Source organism: Streptomyces sp. NPDC005752, assembly GCF_040630715.1.
In the GTDB taxonomy this organism is placed as follows: Bacteria; Actinomycetota; Actinomycetes; order Streptomycetales; family Streptomycetaceae; genus Streptomyces.
In genome coordinates, this window is the sequence record NZ_JBEXYB010000001.1 from 198,942 (window position 1) to 214,332 (window position 15,391).

Annotated in this window: 14 protein-coding genes; 9 read left to right on the top strand and 5 right to left on the bottom strand. The window is 70.7% G+C overall.

From position 1 onward, the window contains the following. The first annotated feature begins 12 nt into the window (after positions 1 to 12). Complete coding sequence (locus tag ABZ441_RS00965) at positions 13 to 1,446, top strand: glycosyl transferase (RefSeq protein ID WP_358966403.1); 1,434 nt, start codon at positions 13 to 15, stop codon at positions 1,444 to 1,446. Positions 1,447 to 1,465: 19 nt separating this feature from the next. Here the strand turns inward: ABZ441_RS00965 and ABZ441_RS00970 are convergent, their stop codons facing one another. Continuing rightward, entirely contained in the window at positions 1,466 to 2,452 is a 987-nt protein-coding gene (locus ABZ441_RS00970; RefSeq protein ID WP_358966406.1) for a DUF5937 family protein, read from the bottom strand. A 72-nt stretch (positions 2,453 to 2,524) separates the two neighbouring features. Between ABZ441_RS00970 and ABZ441_RS00975 the strand changes: the two genes are divergently transcribed. The 4 genes from ABZ441_RS00975 to ABZ441_RS00990 all read left to right on the top strand — a co-directional run bounded on the left by ABZ441_RS00975 (position 2,525) and on the right by ABZ441_RS00990 (position 6,582). Next, on the top strand, positions 2,525 to 3,868 hold the full coding sequence (locus ABZ441_RS00975; RefSeq protein WP_358966409.1) for an MFS transporter: 1,344 nt from the start codon (positions 2,525 to 2,527) through the stop codon (positions 3,866 to 3,868). Positions 3,869 to 3,900: 32 nt separating this feature from the next. Further along, entirely contained in the window at positions 3,901 to 4,410 is a 510-nt protein-coding gene (locus ABZ441_RS00980; protein WP_358966413.1) for a MarR family transcriptional regulator, read from the top strand. 55 nt (positions 4,411 to 4,465) lie between these two features. After that, entirely contained in the window at positions 4,466 to 4,798 is a 333-nt protein-coding gene (locus ABZ441_RS00985; protein WP_205022400.1) for a DUF3817 domain-containing protein, read from the top strand. Between the two features lie 83 nt (positions 4,799 to 4,881). Then, the gene (locus tag ABZ441_RS00990; protein WP_358966415.1) at positions 4,882 to 6,582 is read left to right on the top strand and encodes a methylmalonyl-CoA mutase family protein; all 1,701 of its coding nucleotides are present in this window, start codon (positions 4,882 to 4,884) and stop codon (positions 6,580 to 6,582) included. A gap of 31 nt (positions 6,583 to 6,613) precedes the next feature. Here ABZ441_RS00990 and ABZ441_RS00995 read toward each other — a convergent pair whose 3' ends face one another. After that, entirely contained in the window at positions 6,614 to 7,252 is a 639-nt protein-coding gene (locus tag ABZ441_RS00995; protein WP_358966418.1) for a TetR/AcrR family transcriptional regulator, read from the bottom strand. Positions 7,253 to 7,588: 336 nt separating this feature from the next. Here ABZ441_RS00995 and ABZ441_RS01000 point away from each other — a divergent pair, with 336 nt between their 5' ends. From ABZ441_RS01000 to ABZ441_RS01015, 4 genes are all read left to right on the top strand, one after another. Continuing rightward, complete coding sequence (locus ABZ441_RS01000) at positions 7,589 to 8,545, top strand: tetratricopeptide repeat protein (protein ID WP_358966419.1); 957 nt, start codon at positions 7,589 to 7,591, stop codon at positions 8,543 to 8,545. A gap of 603 nt (positions 8,546 to 9,148) precedes the next feature. Next, complete coding sequence (locus ABZ441_RS01005; RefSeq protein WP_358966422.1) at positions 9,149 to 9,790, top strand: DUF6230 family protein; 642 nt, start codon at positions 9,149 to 9,151, stop codon at positions 9,788 to 9,790. 95 nt (positions 9,791 to 9,885) lie between these two features. Then, positions 9,886 to 10,461, top strand: a complete 576-nt coding sequence (locus ABZ441_RS01010; protein ID WP_358966425.1) for a DUF6114 domain-containing protein — start codon at positions 9,886 to 9,888, stop codon at positions 10,459 to 10,461. Beyond that, complete coding sequence (locus ABZ441_RS01015) at positions 10,451 to 11,719, top strand: hypothetical protein (RefSeq protein WP_358966427.1); 1,269 nt, start codon at positions 10,451 to 10,453, stop codon at positions 11,717 to 11,719. The genes ABZ441_RS01010 and ABZ441_RS01015 overlap by 11 nt, the downstream gene beginning before the upstream one ends. A gap of 122 nt (positions 11,720 to 11,841) precedes the next feature. Here the strand turns inward: ABZ441_RS01015 and ABZ441_RS01020 are convergent, their stop codons facing one another. The 3 genes from ABZ441_RS01020 to ABZ441_RS01030 all read right to left on the bottom strand — a co-directional run bounded on the left by ABZ441_RS01020 (position 11,842) and on the right by ABZ441_RS01030 (position 15,380). Beyond that, entirely contained in the window at positions 11,842 to 12,477 is a 636-nt protein-coding gene (locus ABZ441_RS01020; protein ID WP_358966430.1) for a hypothetical protein, read from the bottom strand. A 183-nt stretch (positions 12,478 to 12,660) separates the two neighbouring features. Further along, a complete protein-coding gene (pyk, locus tag ABZ441_RS01025) occupies positions 12,661 to 14,088 on the bottom strand; it encodes a pyruvate kinase (protein WP_358966432.1) in 1,428 nt (475 codons plus the stop codon). Positions 14,089 to 14,162: 74 nt separating this feature from the next. Continuing rightward, on the bottom strand, positions 14,163 to 15,380 hold the full coding sequence (locus tag ABZ441_RS01030) for an acetate kinase (protein ID WP_358966765.1): 1,218 nt from the start codon (positions 15,378 to 15,380) through the stop codon (positions 14,163 to 14,165). Between the last annotated feature and the right edge of the window lie 11 nt (positions 15,381 to 15,391).

Here is a 15,391-nt window from a genome sequence, read left to right on the forward strand (position 1 = left end):
GGATTCCTGACCATGGGAGGCGTGATGCCGTCGGAGGGTCACGATCACGACAGCTGCGGCCGCCACGGGGGTGCGCTCGCGGAGCCGCCCGCGGCGGGGTACCGGGTGCGGTACCGCGGCCTCCCGCGCACCCGGAGGCGTCGAATAGGCGCCGTCCTGCTGATGCCGCTCGTCCCCGCCGTCACCGGCCTGCTGCTGCTGTACGTGCTGTGGCCCACGCACTGGACCCAGGGTGGGGGCGGCCGGAGGTGGCTGGTGCTCGCCGACTCCCTGACGCTGGTGTCCGTCGGCCTGGTCGAGCTGTTCCTGCTGGCCAACGTGGCCGCCGTGGCGTACGCGCTGTCGGTGGCCAGGGACCCGGTCCCCGTGACTCCGGAGCCGGGCCGGGTGCTCGCCTTCCTCACCACCTACACGCCGGGCAGCGAGCCCCTCTCCACGGTGCGGGCCGCCCTGGAGGGCGCCGTACGGATGCGGCACCCCGGACCGCTGGACGTCTGGCTGCTCGACGAGGGTGACGACCCGGAGGCCCGGATGCTCTGCGCCGAGCTGGGCGTGCACCACTTCACCCGCCACGGGGTGCCCGAGTGGAACCAGGAGACCGGTCCGCACAGGGCCGGGACGAAGCACGGCAACGTCAACGCCTGGCTCGCCAAGCACGGTGACGCCTACGACCTCGTCGCGTCGGTGGCCTCCGGCCACGTCCCGCGGCCGGAGGCCCTGGAGCGGATGACCGGCTACTTCCGCGACCCCGATATCGCCTTCGTCGTCGGCCCGCGGGTCCACGGGGGCGAGGCGCGGGCCGCCGGGCCCTCGCAGCTGCTCTCCGACGCACTGGCCCAGCTGGCGGGCAACCGCCACGGGGCGCCCCTGTTCGACGGCACCGACAAGGTCGCGCGCGTCGCGGCACTGCGCCAGGCCGGCGGCTTCCAAGGCTCCGTCACAGGGGCTCCGGCCACCGGTTTCGTGATCCACCGTCTGCGCAACCCGCTGACCGGACGGTACTGGCGCTCGGTCCACACCGCGGACGCCCGGGCCGACGGGAAGCGTCCCGTCTCCTGGGCCGACTGGTCCACCCAGCGGCCACGCCGGTCCCGGGAGGCCTGCGGGACGCTGCTGCGGCAGTACGGGAAGGCACTGTTCCGGGTGCGGCCCGGGCGGCTCCTCAGCTACACGCTGACGCTGGCCCGCCGGCCCGTGGAGGCGGCCACCTCGCTGTTCGGCGTGCTGAGCTGTGTGCTGGTCCTCACCCACACGCAGTCGCGCGTCTGGGCGCTGCTCGCCCTGATGACCGCCCTCGTGCCTCTCGTGCTGCGGTCCCTCACCCTCCTGCGCAGGCCAGGGGCCCGCGGCGCGGCCGACCGGTCGCGTACGGTGCGTCCCGCCCCGGAGCCGGAGCCCGTACTGGCCGCCGCCGTCGGCGCGAGCCCTCCCGCGGGAGGGAACTGACCGCGCCGGGCGGGCCCGTTCAGGTCTCCTGCGCCGCCAGCGCGATGCCCAGCGGGGTGCGCTCGTACAGCACCTGGTGTCCGTAGCGCCGCGAGGTGAGCAGGCCCGCCGCGCGCAGCGCCGACAGGTGCGCGGACACGGAGGACGGGGCGAGCGCGAGCCGGTGTGCCAGGGCGCTCGTACCGGCCGGTTCGCCGAGGGCGCACAGCACGTCGGCGCGGGCCCTGCCCAGCAGCCGGACGAGCGCCTCCGGTGTCCGGTCGGCGGTCTCCGTCCAGAGTCCGCCGATGCCACGCGCGGGGTAGATCACGGCGGGCTGCCACGGGGGCTCGTAGCCGCCGACGACATCCGGCCAGACGAAGACACTGGGCATCAGGACGAGCCCCCGGCCGCCGAGCACCCGGCTGTGGTCGCCGCGGGTGCCGACCACCGTCAGGGTGGAGTCCGTCCAGCGGAGCCGCGGGCTGAGCTCGCCGAGCAGCCGCTCGAAGCCGACCTCGGCGAGGCGTCGCGAATGGAAGGCGATGTCCGCCTCCAGCAGGGCGCGCAACCGGGGCCAGTGCGGCCGGACCATCACCTGCCACGCCCGCTCCAGCAGGTCCGCCAGTTCCTGGACCGTCCGTGCCGGATCGGCGAGCATCCGCTGCCCGGCGGGCGAGTGCAGGGCGCCCGGTGTGTCGGCGAGGGCGAGCGCCATGTCGTCGCGGGCCGTCGCCGGATCCGTTCTGCGCACGGCCGCCAGTTCCTCCGCGAAGGTGGCGAGCGGTCCGAGCGGCGGCGGGCAGACGAAGTCCGGGTTGTGGCCGGGCTCCGGCATCAGCAGCCACAGCGGTGTCAGGTCCAGCCCTGCGGCCCCCTCCTTGATCCGCCGGAGCCACGGCAGGTGGTAGCCGTGACGGGACGGGTGGCGGAGTGTGCGCACGGCCGCCTGCGTCTCCCAGAGCGGCGAGAGCGCGAAGCGGCAGCGCAGCAGGTCGCTCTCGTCGAAGTGAAGGTGGAACGGCATCGGGGCCCACTCGAGTTTCGGCGTGAGCCGAAAGTCTACGGAGGCGCCGGGCCGCCCGTCCAAGCTGCGTCCATGCCGACCGACCACACCACTGAGGCGGGACCACCCCGCGAGCCCGCCCCGCCCCCGGAGCCGGCGTCCGCTCCGGACCAGGACCCCGCCCCGGAGGCGGGAGCGGCCTCCGCTCCGGCCCCCGGAGCCGGGGGATACCGCGCCGTCCTCGCCGTGCGGGAGTTCCGGGCGGTCTTCGCCGCGCACCTGCTCTCCCTGCTCGGCGTGGTCGTCAGTGAGCTGGCGCTCACCGTGCTCGTCTACGACCTCACCGGCTCGCCCCTCCTGTCCGCCCTCACCTTCGCGCTCGGCTTCCTCCCGTACGTCGTCGGCGGCACTCTCTTCGCCGGGGTCGCCGACCGGTACCCGGCCCGCCGGGTCCTCGTCACCTGCGACCTGATCTGCGCGGGCTGCGTCGCCGTCATGGTGCTCCCGGCCTCCCCCGTCGCGGTGCTCCTCGCGCTGCGGTGCGTGGTGGCGGCGGTGGCGCCCGTCTTCACCGGGACGCGTACGGCGGCCCTCACCGACATCCTCGGGGAGGGCGACCTCTACGTTCTCGGGCGCTCGCTGCTCCGTCTGGTCTCGCAGAGTGCCCTGTTCGTCGGCTTCGGCGCGGGCGGTGCGCTGCTCACCGTGCTGTCCCCGCGCGGGGCGATCACGTTCACCGTCGTGACGTTCCTCTGCTCGGCGGTGCTGCTGCGTCTGGGCACCCGCGACCGGCCCGCCCGCGCGGCGTCAGGGCCCGGTGGCCCGCTCCTGAAGGAGTCGCTCGCCGGGGCACGCGCACTCCTCGGCGACCGCCGGATCCGCGGGCTCCTCCTGCTCTTCTGGGTGCCGGCCTTCTTCGTGGTGGCCCCGGAGGCGCTCGCCGCGCCGTACGTGGACGAGATCGGAGCCGGCCCCGCCGCGCTCGGGCTCCTGATGTGCGCGACGGCCGTGGGGCACATCGGCGCCGAGCTGTACGTGGGGACCGCCCTCGCCCCGGGCGCCCGCTCCCGGATCGTGCTGCCCGTCGCCGCCGTCGGTCTGCTGCCCCTCGTGCTGTACGCGTTCCGCCCGGGCATGGCCCTGACCCTGGCCGCTCTCGTCCTGGCCGGGGCCGGGGCGGCGTACGTCATCGGGCTCGACCAGTGGTTCGTCGACGCGGTTCCCGAGTGTCTGCGGGGACGTGCGATGACGCTGCTCACCGCCGGCCTGATGACGGTCCAGGGCCTCGGAATGGCCCTCGCGGGACTGGCCGCGGAGTTCTTCCCGGTGCACCAGGTGGTCGCGTCCTCGGGTGCGGTGGGGACGCTCTGCACGCTCCTGCTGGTCGTGGAGGTGCGTAGAACACGTATCCGGTACCGAAGTGCGAGACAGGGCTGACCGACATGTGACCAGTGGGTAAGGTCGTGCCCGTGCCGAAGCCGCTCAGCCTCCCCTTCGATCCCATCGCCCGCGCCGAAGAACTGTGGCACCGGCGCTGGGGACCGGTGCCCTCCATGGGGGCGATCACGTCGATCATGCGGGCGCAGCAGATCCTGCTCGCCGAGGTGGACGCGGTGGTCAAGCCGTACGGGCTGACCTTCGCCCGCTACGAGGCGCTGGTCCTGCTCACCTTCTCGCAGGCGGGTGAGCTGCCGATGTCCAAGATCGGCGAGCGTCTGATGGTGCACCCCACCTCCGTGACGAACACCGTGGACCGGCTGGTGCGCTCGGGGCTGGTCGACAAGCGCCCCAATCCCAACGACGGGCGCGGAACCCTCGCCTCCATCACGGACAAGGGCCGCGAGGTCGTCGAGGCGGCCAGCCGGGATCTGATGGCGATGGACTTCGGTCTCGGGGCGTACGACGACGAGGAGTGCGCCGAGATCTTCGCCATGCTGCGCCCGCTGCGGGTGGCCGCCCAGGACTTCGAGGACCGGTAGCCGCGAGGCCGGGGCGCTGCAAGATCGCTCCGGCCGCCCGGTTACGCTCGATGCCATGAAACGCAGCGTGCTGACCCGCTATCGGGTGATGGCCTACGTCACCGCCGTCATGTTGATGATCCTGTGCGTGTGCATGGTCTTCAAGTACGGATTCGACACCGGCGAGAGCCTCACCTTCGCGGTCTCGCAGCTCCACGGCGTCCTCTTCATCATCTACCTGGTCTTCGCCTTCGACCTCGGATCCAAGGCGAAGTGGCCGATCGGCAAGCTGCTCTGGGTGCTGGTCTCCGGCACCATCCCGACCGCCGCGTTCTTCGTCGAGCGCAAGGTCGTCCGGGAGGTCGAGCCGCTGATCACCGACGGCTCCGCACAGGCCGTCAAGGCCTGATCAGAGGCACCTGAACCGCCCCGCGCGAAGCGCCGGGCGGTTTGCCGTCGACATTTACTAGGACGTCCTAGTAAATTTGAACCATGGACGCTCACGCGATCGAGGAAGGCCGCCGTCGCTGGCAGGCCCGTTACGACAAGGCCCGCAAGCGCGACGCGGACTTCACCACGCTCTCCGGGGACCCCGTGGAGCCCGTGTACGGGCCTCGCCCCGGCGACACGTACGAGGGGTTCGAGCGGATCGGCTGGCCGGGCGAGTACCCCTTCACCCGGGGACTCCACCCCACCGGCTACCGGGGCCGCACCTGGACGATCCGCCAGTTCGCCGGCTTCGGCAACGCCGAGCAGACCAATGAGCGGTACAAGTCCATCCTGGCCAACGGCGGCGGCGGACTCAGCGTGGCGTTCGACATGCCGACCCTGATGGGCCGCGACTCCGACGACCCCCGCGCGCTCGGCGAGGTCGGCCACTGCGGCGTCGCCATCGACTCCGCGGCCGACATGGAGGTCCTGTTCCAGGACATCCCGCTCGGCGACGTCACCACCTCCATGACGATCAGCGGACCCGCCGTCCCCGTCTTCTGCATGTACCTGGTCGCCGCCGAGCGGCAGGGTGTCGACCCGGCCGTGCTCAACGGCACGCTCCAGACCGACATCTTCAAGGAGTACATCGCGCAGAAGGAGTGGCTCTTCCAGCCCGAACCCCATCTGCGCCTCATCGGCGACCTGATGGAGCACTGCGCCCGCGACATCCCCGCCTACAAACCGCTCTCGGTCTCCGGCTACCACATCCGCGAGGCCGGGGCCACGGCCGCGCAGGAGCTCGCGTACACCCTCGCCGACGGCTTCGGGTACGTCGAACTCGGCCTCTCCCGCGGTCTGGACGTCGACGTCTTCGCCCCCGGGCTCTCCTTCTTCTTCGACGCGCACCTCGACTTCTTCGAGGAGATCGCCAAGTTCCGCGCCGCCCGACGGATCTGGGCCCGCTGGATGAAGGAGACCTACGGCGCCAAGACCGACAAGGCGCAGTGGCTCCGCTTCCACACCCAGACCGCCGGAGTCTCGCTGACCGCCCAGCAGCCGTACAACAACGTCGTGCGCACCGCCGTGGAGGCGCTGTCCGCCGTCCTCGGCGGAACCAACTCCCTGCACACCAACGCCCTGGACGAGACGCTCGCCCTCCCCTCCGCGCAGGCCGCGGAGATCGCGCTGCGCACCCAGCAGGTGCTCATGGAGGAGACCGGCGTCGCCAACGTCGCCGACCCGCTGGGCGGTTCGTGGTACGTCGAGCAGCTCACCGACCGCATCGAGGCCGATGCCGAGAAGATCTTCGAGCAGATCAAGGAGCGCGGCACCCGGGCGCACCCGGACGGCAAGCACCCCATCGGGCCGATGACCTCCGGCATCCTGCGCGGCATCGAGGACGGCTGGTTCACCGGCGAGACCGCCGAATCCGCCTTCCGGTACCAGCAGTCGCTGGAGAAGGGCGAGAAGCGGGTCGTCGGCGTCAACGTCCATCACGGGTCCGTCACGGGTGACCTGGAGATCCTGCGGGTCAGCCACGAGGTCGAGCGCGAGCAGGTGCGCGAGCTCACCGGGCGCAAGGAGGGTCGTGAGGACGCGAGGGTCGGTGCCGCGCTGGACGCGATGCTGGCCGCCGCACGCGACGGCTCGAACATGATCGCGCCGATGCTGGAGGCCGTACGGGCGGAGGCGACCCTGGGCGAGATCTGCGGGGTGCTGCGCGACGAGTGGGGCGTCTACACGGAGCCGCCGGGCTTCTGACCCACGGCCGACGGCTCATGGCCCGGGGCCCTCAGAGCCCCGGGCGCCGCTCCGTGCCACCCAGGCCGCCGAGCAGCAGCATCGTGAAGCTCCGGGCCCAGTCGGTGTCGACGGGCTCGGCGCTCACCAGCGTCCGGTGCACCACGGCACCCGCGATCACGTCGAAGATCAGGTCGGCGGTGCGGGCGGCCACCACCTCGTCCGGTTCGGTGGGCAGTTCCCCGCGTCGCTGCGCGCGCTCCCTGCCCTGGAGTACGAGGTGCTTCTGCCGGTTCACGATGGAATCGCGTATACGATCCCGCAGCGCCTCGTCCCGCGTCGACTCGGCCACCACGGCCATCAGTGCCGTCTTGGTCTCCGGCCGCTCCAGCAGGACCGCGAACTGGAGGACCACGGCCTCCACGTCGGCCGCGAGGCTGCCGAGGTCGGGCAGCTCCAGCTCGTCGAAGAGGACGGCGACCGCGTCCACCACCAGCTCGTTCTTGCCGGCCCAGCGGCGGTAGAGAGTCGTCTTGGCGACCCCCGCCCGCGTCGCCACATCGCCCATCGTCAGCTTCGACCAGCCGAGGTCGACCAGCGAGGCGCGGGTCGCCTCGAGGATCGCGGCATCGGTCTCGGCGCTGCGGGGACGTCCGGACCGGGTGGGTTCGGTGGGGCTGCGGCTCAGCATGCGGCGACCATACCGGCCGGTAAGTAGTGCTGACCGGCCCGGGAGCCCGTGAGACAGATCACCGCGCGCTCTTGCGGTGGAGGGGGTCCGGACAGTTACGCTACGGGTCGTAGCGTAAGAAGCGACGGTCCGTTCGTCGTGGCGCCACGACTGATCGACAGGCACTGGCGCCGGGTGGGGACCCGGCGCCGAACACGGGGTTTTCAGGGCCCTGGAACCGTTTCCGTCCGCCCGCCGCGCACACCGGCGCGGCTGCGGGCGGAGGCGGTTCGCGGATTTTTCCGGAACAGTGCGCACAGGGGGGAGGATGTACGTATGCAGCCTAGGAACATGTCCATGAGCGGCGTCGTCGACCTCGCCGCTGTGAAGGCGGCCGGCGACGCCAAGGCGAAGGCGGAGCAGGCCCGCGCGGAGTCGGCCCGGCAGGGGGGTGGCGGTGCCGTGACACCCGCCTCCCTGGTGATCGACGTCGACGAGGCCGGCTTCGAGACCGACGTCCTCCAGCGCTCCACCGAAGTCCCGGTCGTCATCGACTTCTGGGCCGAGTGGTGCGAGCCGTGCAAGCAGCTCGGTCCGCTCCTCGAGCGTCTCGCCACCGAGTACAACGGCCGCTTCGTGCTGGCCAAGGTCGATGTCGACGCCAATCAGATGCTGATGCAGCAGTTCGGGATCCAGGGCATTCCGGCCGTCTTCGCGGTGGTCGCCGGACAGGCGCTTCCGCTCTTCCAGGGCGCGGCCCCCGAGAGTCAGATCCGTCAGACGCTGGATCAGCTGATCCAGGTCGGCGAGGAGCGTTTCGGTCTCACCGGGATCGCCGTCGACGCCGGCGCGGACGCCGGTGACGAGGAGAGTGCCCCCGCCGAGGTGCCCGCGGGGCCGCACGACGCCCAGTTGGAGGCCGCCGCCCAGGCGCTGGACGCCAACGACTTCGCCGGCGCCGTCCAGGCGTACAAGAGCGTCCTGGCGGTCGACCCGGTCAACACCGAGGCCAAGCTGGGTCTCGCCCAGGCCGAACTGCTGGGCCGCGTGGCAGGGATGGACCCGCAGCAGGTCCGCAAGGACGCCGCGGAGAATCCGGCGCAGCCGGTGGCGCAGATGGCCGCCGCCGACCTGGATCTCGTGGGTGGGCACGTCGAGGACGCCTTCGGACGGCTCGTCGAGACGGTCCGCCGGAACTTCGGCGACGACCGCGATGTCGTCCGGGTGCGGCTCCTGGAGCTCTTCGAGGTGATCGGCCCCGACGACCCGCGGGTCGCCGCCGCCCGTACCGCCCTGGCGCGCGTCTTGTTCTGATGTGACAACACGGCCGTGGAGCCCGTCCGGGCACCACGGCCGTTTTCGCGGGCGAACGACAAGGAACACATCCGCTTTACCAAAACTTGATAAAAGTACGCACTGTTACTCGTAGTAAATCAACCGCAGGGGTCTGTCCGCTTTCGGGCTGTAATCCCGCCATTCGCACGTCCCTTTGGTGCCACCCTGTGTGGCCGGACGATACCCCCCTGTCGTGTCCCGGTTATCTGGTCGTTACTAGTCAGTAACGACCCCCCTTGTGTCACGGCCGCGAATGCACCACGATCGGCCACGCTCGGTCCAATGCCCGTCGGCTCGGCGCCCAGTCGGCGCAGACGGGTCTGTTGGGTCCCCACCGGGTGGTCGGCGGCAGTGGCGCCGACCGCGGACAGGGGGGTTCCTGCCCCTGGGCAGGGCCTGTCCGGAAACCGGTTGCGCAGACGCGCGGCCAGTGGTTGTCGCTCGGGGGTGATCGCCGGTGATTCGGATGCGGTACGCGCCTCCGGTCCGGGCGCTCTCCTTCCCGAGGACGTAGCACTTCTCCCATCCCAGGGCGGGCACGATGCCCGTACCGGAGATGTACGTCCGAGAAGGAGGAAATTTATGAGTTCGCAGGTTCGCGGTGGTACCAGATGGAAGCGTTTCGCTCTGGTCATGGTGCCGAGCGTCGTGGCGACCGCCGCTGTCGGCGTCGGTCTGGCGCAGGGTGCGCTCGCCGCATCGTTCAGCGTCTCCGGCCAGAGTTTCAAGGTCAGCACCGACAAGCTCGTCGGTAAGGACTTCGTCCAGTACGGCAGTGTCGCTGTCGGCAAGGACCTCAAGGGCAACGACGCTGCTCACCCGGTTGCCGTTTCCGGCTTCAGCAGCGCCACGATCACCAACATGTGCCAGTCGGTGGTCACGCCCAACCTGCCCTTCGGCCTCGGCAGCGTCAGCCTGCAGCTGAACGCGGGTACCGACCCGAAGAAGCCTGTCGAGGCGACGAACCTGTACCTCGACGTGGCCCAGCTCGACGCGGACGCGTACTTCGAGAACATCGACATCGGCGTCGCCGCCGGTTCGGTGGGCAAGCCCGGTATCCAGCCCGGCACCGAGAAGGCCGTCAACCCGAACGGCTTCGCGCAGCGCGCCGAGACGGCGACGCTGAGCAACGTGGAGCAGACGGCGTGGGCGACCACCGCCGGCACCTTCAAGCTCAGCAACCTGAGCCTGAAGCTGCACAAGGGCGTCAAGGAGTGCTTCTAAGCGCTCGCCCGGGTGGCCGGAGTGTTCCCTGCGGACCTCCGGTCGCCCACCCCTTCTCTTCTCACGGCAGTACCGGTTCCAGGGAGCTGTTTTCCATGAGCCCCGAGTCCACAGGGCAGAACGAGCACTACCTCACCGTCTACCGGCGGGGATTCCGCACCTGGCGGGGTAACCGGCCGTTCTGGGCGGGCCTTTTCACCATCCTGGGTGGTCTACCCATCGCGTACTTCCCGTACGCCAACATGCACCTCGGCAACATGACGATCGCGATGTCGACCACCGCGGGTGCCGGATCGCTGATCATCGGGGTCCTGCTCGTCACGCTGGGCCTCACGATGTGGTTCCACCACATCGTGAGGGTCTTCGCCGGTGTCGCCGCGATCCTGCTCGCGCTGATCTCCATACCCGTCGCCAACATCGGCGGCTTCATCGTCGGCTTCGTCTTCTCCCTCCTCGGCGGAGCCCTCTCCATCGCCTGGGTACCCGGCGACGCGAAGGGCGGCGTCCCGGACACCGGGAACGCGGCCTACGAGCACCGGAGTTCCGAGGCCGACGACGCGCGGGCACCTGAGCACGGCCAGGAGTTCCAGGGAACGGCAGCCGTCCCGCCGCAGCCGATGCGGTTCGACGGGGCGGTCGAGGCCGACGGCGGGAGGCATCGTGCGGGGTGACGACGGTCAGACGAACGGCTTCGGGCAGGACGACGTCCCGGAGCGAAGAGGGCCCCGCCACGCGGCCCCCAGGAAGTCGCTGCTGACGAAGCTGCACATGCCCGCGGGCAAGAAGGCGTTCGCGCTCGCCGCGATGCCGACAGCGGTCTTCGTCGGAATGGGCCTCACCCCGAAGCTCGCGATGGCCGACGACAGTTCGGACATCCCGTTCGCCCCCGGCCCCTGCGTGACGCGCTCCGACGAGCCGGCCGAGTCGGAGAAGCCCGAGGCGAAGCCGACCCCGAGCGCCACGCCGTCCGACGAGGCGGGCAAGGACGACTCCGGCACGGACGAATCCGGCAAGGACGACGACGCCGCGACGCCGACGCCGTCCGCGAGCGAGAGTGCGGGGGAGGACGCGCCCGAGGGGACCCCCGAGGACAAGACCGCCCCGTCGGCCACGCCCACGCCCACCGAGTCGAAGAACCCGCTCGACCCGCTGGGTGTCGGTGACGCGCTCAAGGACATCTTCGACGGACCGGACAAGGAGACGGCCTCGCCGTCCCCCAGCGCCACCACCGAGAGCCCGGAACCGTCGAAGAGCGCCGACACCACCAAGCCGGTGGAGAAGGCCACGGACGAGGCGAAGGACACGGTCGACAAGACCACCGATGCCATTCGTGAGGCGGCCGAGAAGGCGGGCGAGGACATCGAGGAGCTCGACGACGACGTCAAGGGTCTCGACCCGGTCAAGGACGAGGCCATCCCGGACGGCGCCAAGGAGCGCTTCCCCTGCCCGACAGCCGACCCGGAGGCTCTCGCCGCGGCCGACCTGGAACAGGGTATCCCGCTGCTCCCGGACGACCCGTGGATCCTGGAGACCTCGAAGCTCACGCTCACCGGGCTCGACTACCAGGGCATCGTCGAGGTGAAGACGTACAACGGCAGCATCAAGAAGGTGCTCAAGTTCACGGCCGACACCATCGACATCAAGGACCTGCACCAGCTGACGAAGGGCCCAGCGGGCACCTCCGGTCATGTCAAGGCGGAGGGCGGTTCCACGTCCACCATCCGCAACGGCACGGTGACGATGTACACGGAGGAGCTGAAGGGCAACCTCTTCGGCATCATCCCGATCACCTTCAGCCCGCAGTCCCCGCCGCCGCTGAACGTGCCCTTCGCCTTCTTCACCGACGCCACGGTGAAGCAGGCCGGCCAGTTCGGCGGCTCGCTCAAGGTGCCCGGCCTGCAGAACTACTTCACCGGCGGCAACAGCTAGACCCCACAGCCCCGTTCGGGAGCCGCACAGCACCGCGGGCCGTCCCTCTCACCGAGAGGGGCGGCCCGCAGTCGTGTCAGGCCGCAGTGGCGGCCACCGTGGGCGCGACACGCAGGCATGGGCTACGCGTCCACGAGATGCCCGACGTCGCCCACGACGTACTCCCCGTACCGGAACGCCGTGCCCAGCTCCGCCAGCCGCGCGTACCGCTCCGTCGACAGGCGCAGGTACTGCGGCGACAGCGCGTCACTCCTGACGGGCAGGGCGCGCAGCAGCAGCCGGAAGGCGAGATCAGGCGTACACCGGTCCACGCACTCGGTGAGTGCCCGGACCATCTCCCCTTCGAGCACGCCGTCGAACTCCTCGACGGCCGCCCGGACCCGGCCGGCCAGCTCCGGGCCGTCGTACCGGTCCGCCCCGGAGAGCGTCACGGGGGCCGGGCGGCGGGCGAGCCACGTGTCGCACACCCCGGTCAATTGCCGCGTCCACGCGGCACCGTCCGTGAGGCGGCCACGGTGGAAGAAGCGCTCCCCGCCCTCCACGCAGCCCTCCCACAGCACGGTGACACGGTCGGCGGGCAGCGCGTCGTGGAGGAGGCGGGCGTCACGGCGTACCAGCAGCACGGCTTCCGGCTCCAGTTCCTCCACGAACTGACCGGCCACAGCATCCGCTTCCGTGGATGCGTCCGGTGCCCAGTCCCGGTGGAAGAAACTCATGACCCAGGGGACACCGAACGTGAACTCCGTGGACCGGCCCATCGGCCCGTCTCCTCCCTCGCGCCGGTTACTCGGTGTCAACCTGGTCCGGCGCCGGAGCACAGGCCCCCCGAACCGTGGGATTCCGGCAGCCCGGTCCGGCCGCCGCTCCGGGCGGCTCCGAACGGCTGTGGCCCGCGTCCGGTCACGTACCGGAACGCGGGCCACAGCCGTGCGGATGAATCCTCAGGCGCGCTCGCCGCTCAGGTGGTGCACCCGGACCATGTTGGTCGTGCCGGGGACGCCGGGGGGCGAGCCGGCCGTGATGACCATCGTGTCGCCGTCGCTGTAGCGGTTCAGCTTCAGCAGCTCCGCGTCCACCAGGTCGACCATGGCGTCCGTGTTGTCCACGTGCGGGACGACGTAGGACTCGACACCCCAGCTCAGCGCGAGCTGGTTGCGGGTCGCCTCCTCCGTGGTGAAGGCCAGGATCGGCTGAGCCACGCGGTAGCGGGAGAGGCGGCGGGCGGTGTCACCGGACTTGGTGAAGGCCACCAGCGCCTTGCCGTCCAGGAAGTCCGCGATCTCGCAGGCCGCCCGCGCCACCGAACCGCCCTGCGTGCGGGGCTTCTTGCCCGGCACCAGCGGCTGGAGGCCCTTGGACAGGAGCTCCTCCTCGGCGGCGACGACGATCTTCGACATCGTCTTGACCGTCTCGATCGGGTACGCGCCGACCGAGGACTCCGCCGACAGCATGACCGCGTCCGCGCCGTCCAGGATCGCGTTGGCGACGTCGGACGCCTCGGCGCGGGTCGGGCGGGAGTTGGTGATCATCGACTCCATCATCTGGGTCGCCACGATCACCGGCTTGGCGTTGCGGCGGCACAGCTCGATGAGGCGCTTCTGCACCATCGGGACCTTCTCGAGCGGATACTCGACGGCGAGGTCACCGCGGGCGACCATCACGGCGTCGAAGGCGGCGACGACGCCCTCCATGTGCTCGACGGCCTGCGGCTTCTCGACCTTGGCGATGACGGGGACACGGCGGCCCTCCTCGTCCATCACCTTGTGCACGTCCTTGACGTCCTCGGCGTCCCGGACGAAGGACAGCGCGACCATGTCGCAGCCCATCCGCAGGGCGAAGCGCAGGTCCTCGACGTCCTTCTCGGACAGCGCGGGGACGTTGACCGCCGCACCGGGGAGGTTGATCCCCTTGTGGTCGGAGATGACACCGCCCTCGATGACGATGGTGGTGACCCGGGGACCGTCGACCGAGACGACCTTCAGCTCGACGTTGCCGTCGTTGATCAGGATCGGGTCGCCCTTGGCGACGTCGCCCGGCAGCCCCTTGTAGGTGGTGCCGCAGATCGACCTGTCGCCGGCGACGTCCTCGGAGGTGATGACGAACTCGTCCCCCCGGACCAGCTCGACGGGGCCCTCGGCGAACTTCCCCAGGCGGATCTTGGGGCCCTGGAGGTCGGCGAGCACGCCGACCGCACGGCCGGTCTCGGCGGCGGCCTTGCGGACGCGGTCGTAACGTCCTTGGTGCTCCTCGTGGGAGCCGTGACTGAAGTTGAAACGGGCCACGCTCATGCCGGCCTCGATCAGAGCGACGAGCTGCTCATGGGAGTCGACGGCGGGACCGAGGGTGCAGACGATTTTGGAACGGCGCATGAGGCGGATCCTATCGGTTTGTTTCACTGCGGAATATTCCGTCTGGTGGAAGATACAAAGGGGCGCGGGCCCGCTCAGTTGTGGACCAGGTCGAAGGTCTGACCGGCGATCTCCAACTCCTCGTCCGTAGGTACGACGGCGACCGCCACCCGCGCGCCGTCGGGCGAGATCAGCCGCGGTTCGCCGGACCGTACGGCGTTGCGGTCCGCGTCCACGGCCAGGCCGAAGCCCTCCATCCCCGCGAGCGCAGCCTCCCGCACCGGGGCCGAGTTCTCCCCGACCCCCGCCGTGAACACCACGGCGTCCACCCGGCCGAGGACCGCCGAATAGGCGCCGACGTACTTCTTCAGGCGGTGGATGTAGACGTCGAACGCGAGCGTGGCGCGTTCGTCGCCCTCGTCCACCCGGCGGCGGATCTCCCGCATGTCGTTGTCGCCGCAGAGGCCGACCAGGCCGCTCCTCTTGTTCAGCAGGACGTCGATCTCGTCCGTCGACATCCCCGCCACCCGCTGCAGGTGGAAGGTGACGGCCGGGTCGATGTCTCCCGAACGCGTACCCATGACCAGCCCCTCCAAGGGGGTCAGCCCCATGGACGTCTCCACGCACCGGCCGCCCGCCACCGCGGAGGCCGAGGCGCCGTTGCCCAGGTGCAGCACGATCATGTTCAGCTCGGCCACGGGCCGGCCCAGCAGCTCGGCCGTCCTGCGTGAGACGTACGCGTGCGAGGTGCCGTGGAAGCCGTAGCGTCGGATGCGGTGCGCGTCGGCGGTCTCCACGTCGATCGCGTACCGGGCGGCGTGCTCCGGCATCGTCGTGTGGAACGCCGTGTCGAAGACCGCGACCTGCCGAAGGTCCGGGCGCAGCGCCTGTGCCGTTCGGATCCCGGTGATGTTCGCCGGGTTGTGCAGCGGCGCCACGGGGACGAGCCGCTCGATCTCCCTCAGCACCTCGTCGGTGATCACCGTGGGCTCGCTGAACCTCAGTCCGCCGTGCACCACCCGGTGGCCGATCGCCGCCAGCTCGGGGGAGTCCAGTCCGAGCCCGTCGGCCGCCAGCTCCTCGGCCGCGGCCTTCAGCGCCTCCTCGTGGTCGGCGATCCTGCCGGTGCGCTCGCGGGGCTCCCCGCCCTTCAGGGGTGTGTGCACCAGACGGGAGGAGGACTCGCCGATCCGCTCGACGAGGCCGGTGGCCAGCCGAGACCGGTCACGCATGTCCAGCAGCTGGTACTTCACCGACGAGGAGCCGGAATTGAGCACGAGTACGCGGTGGGCGTCGGTCGAGGCGTCAGTCATGGAGCGGGAGC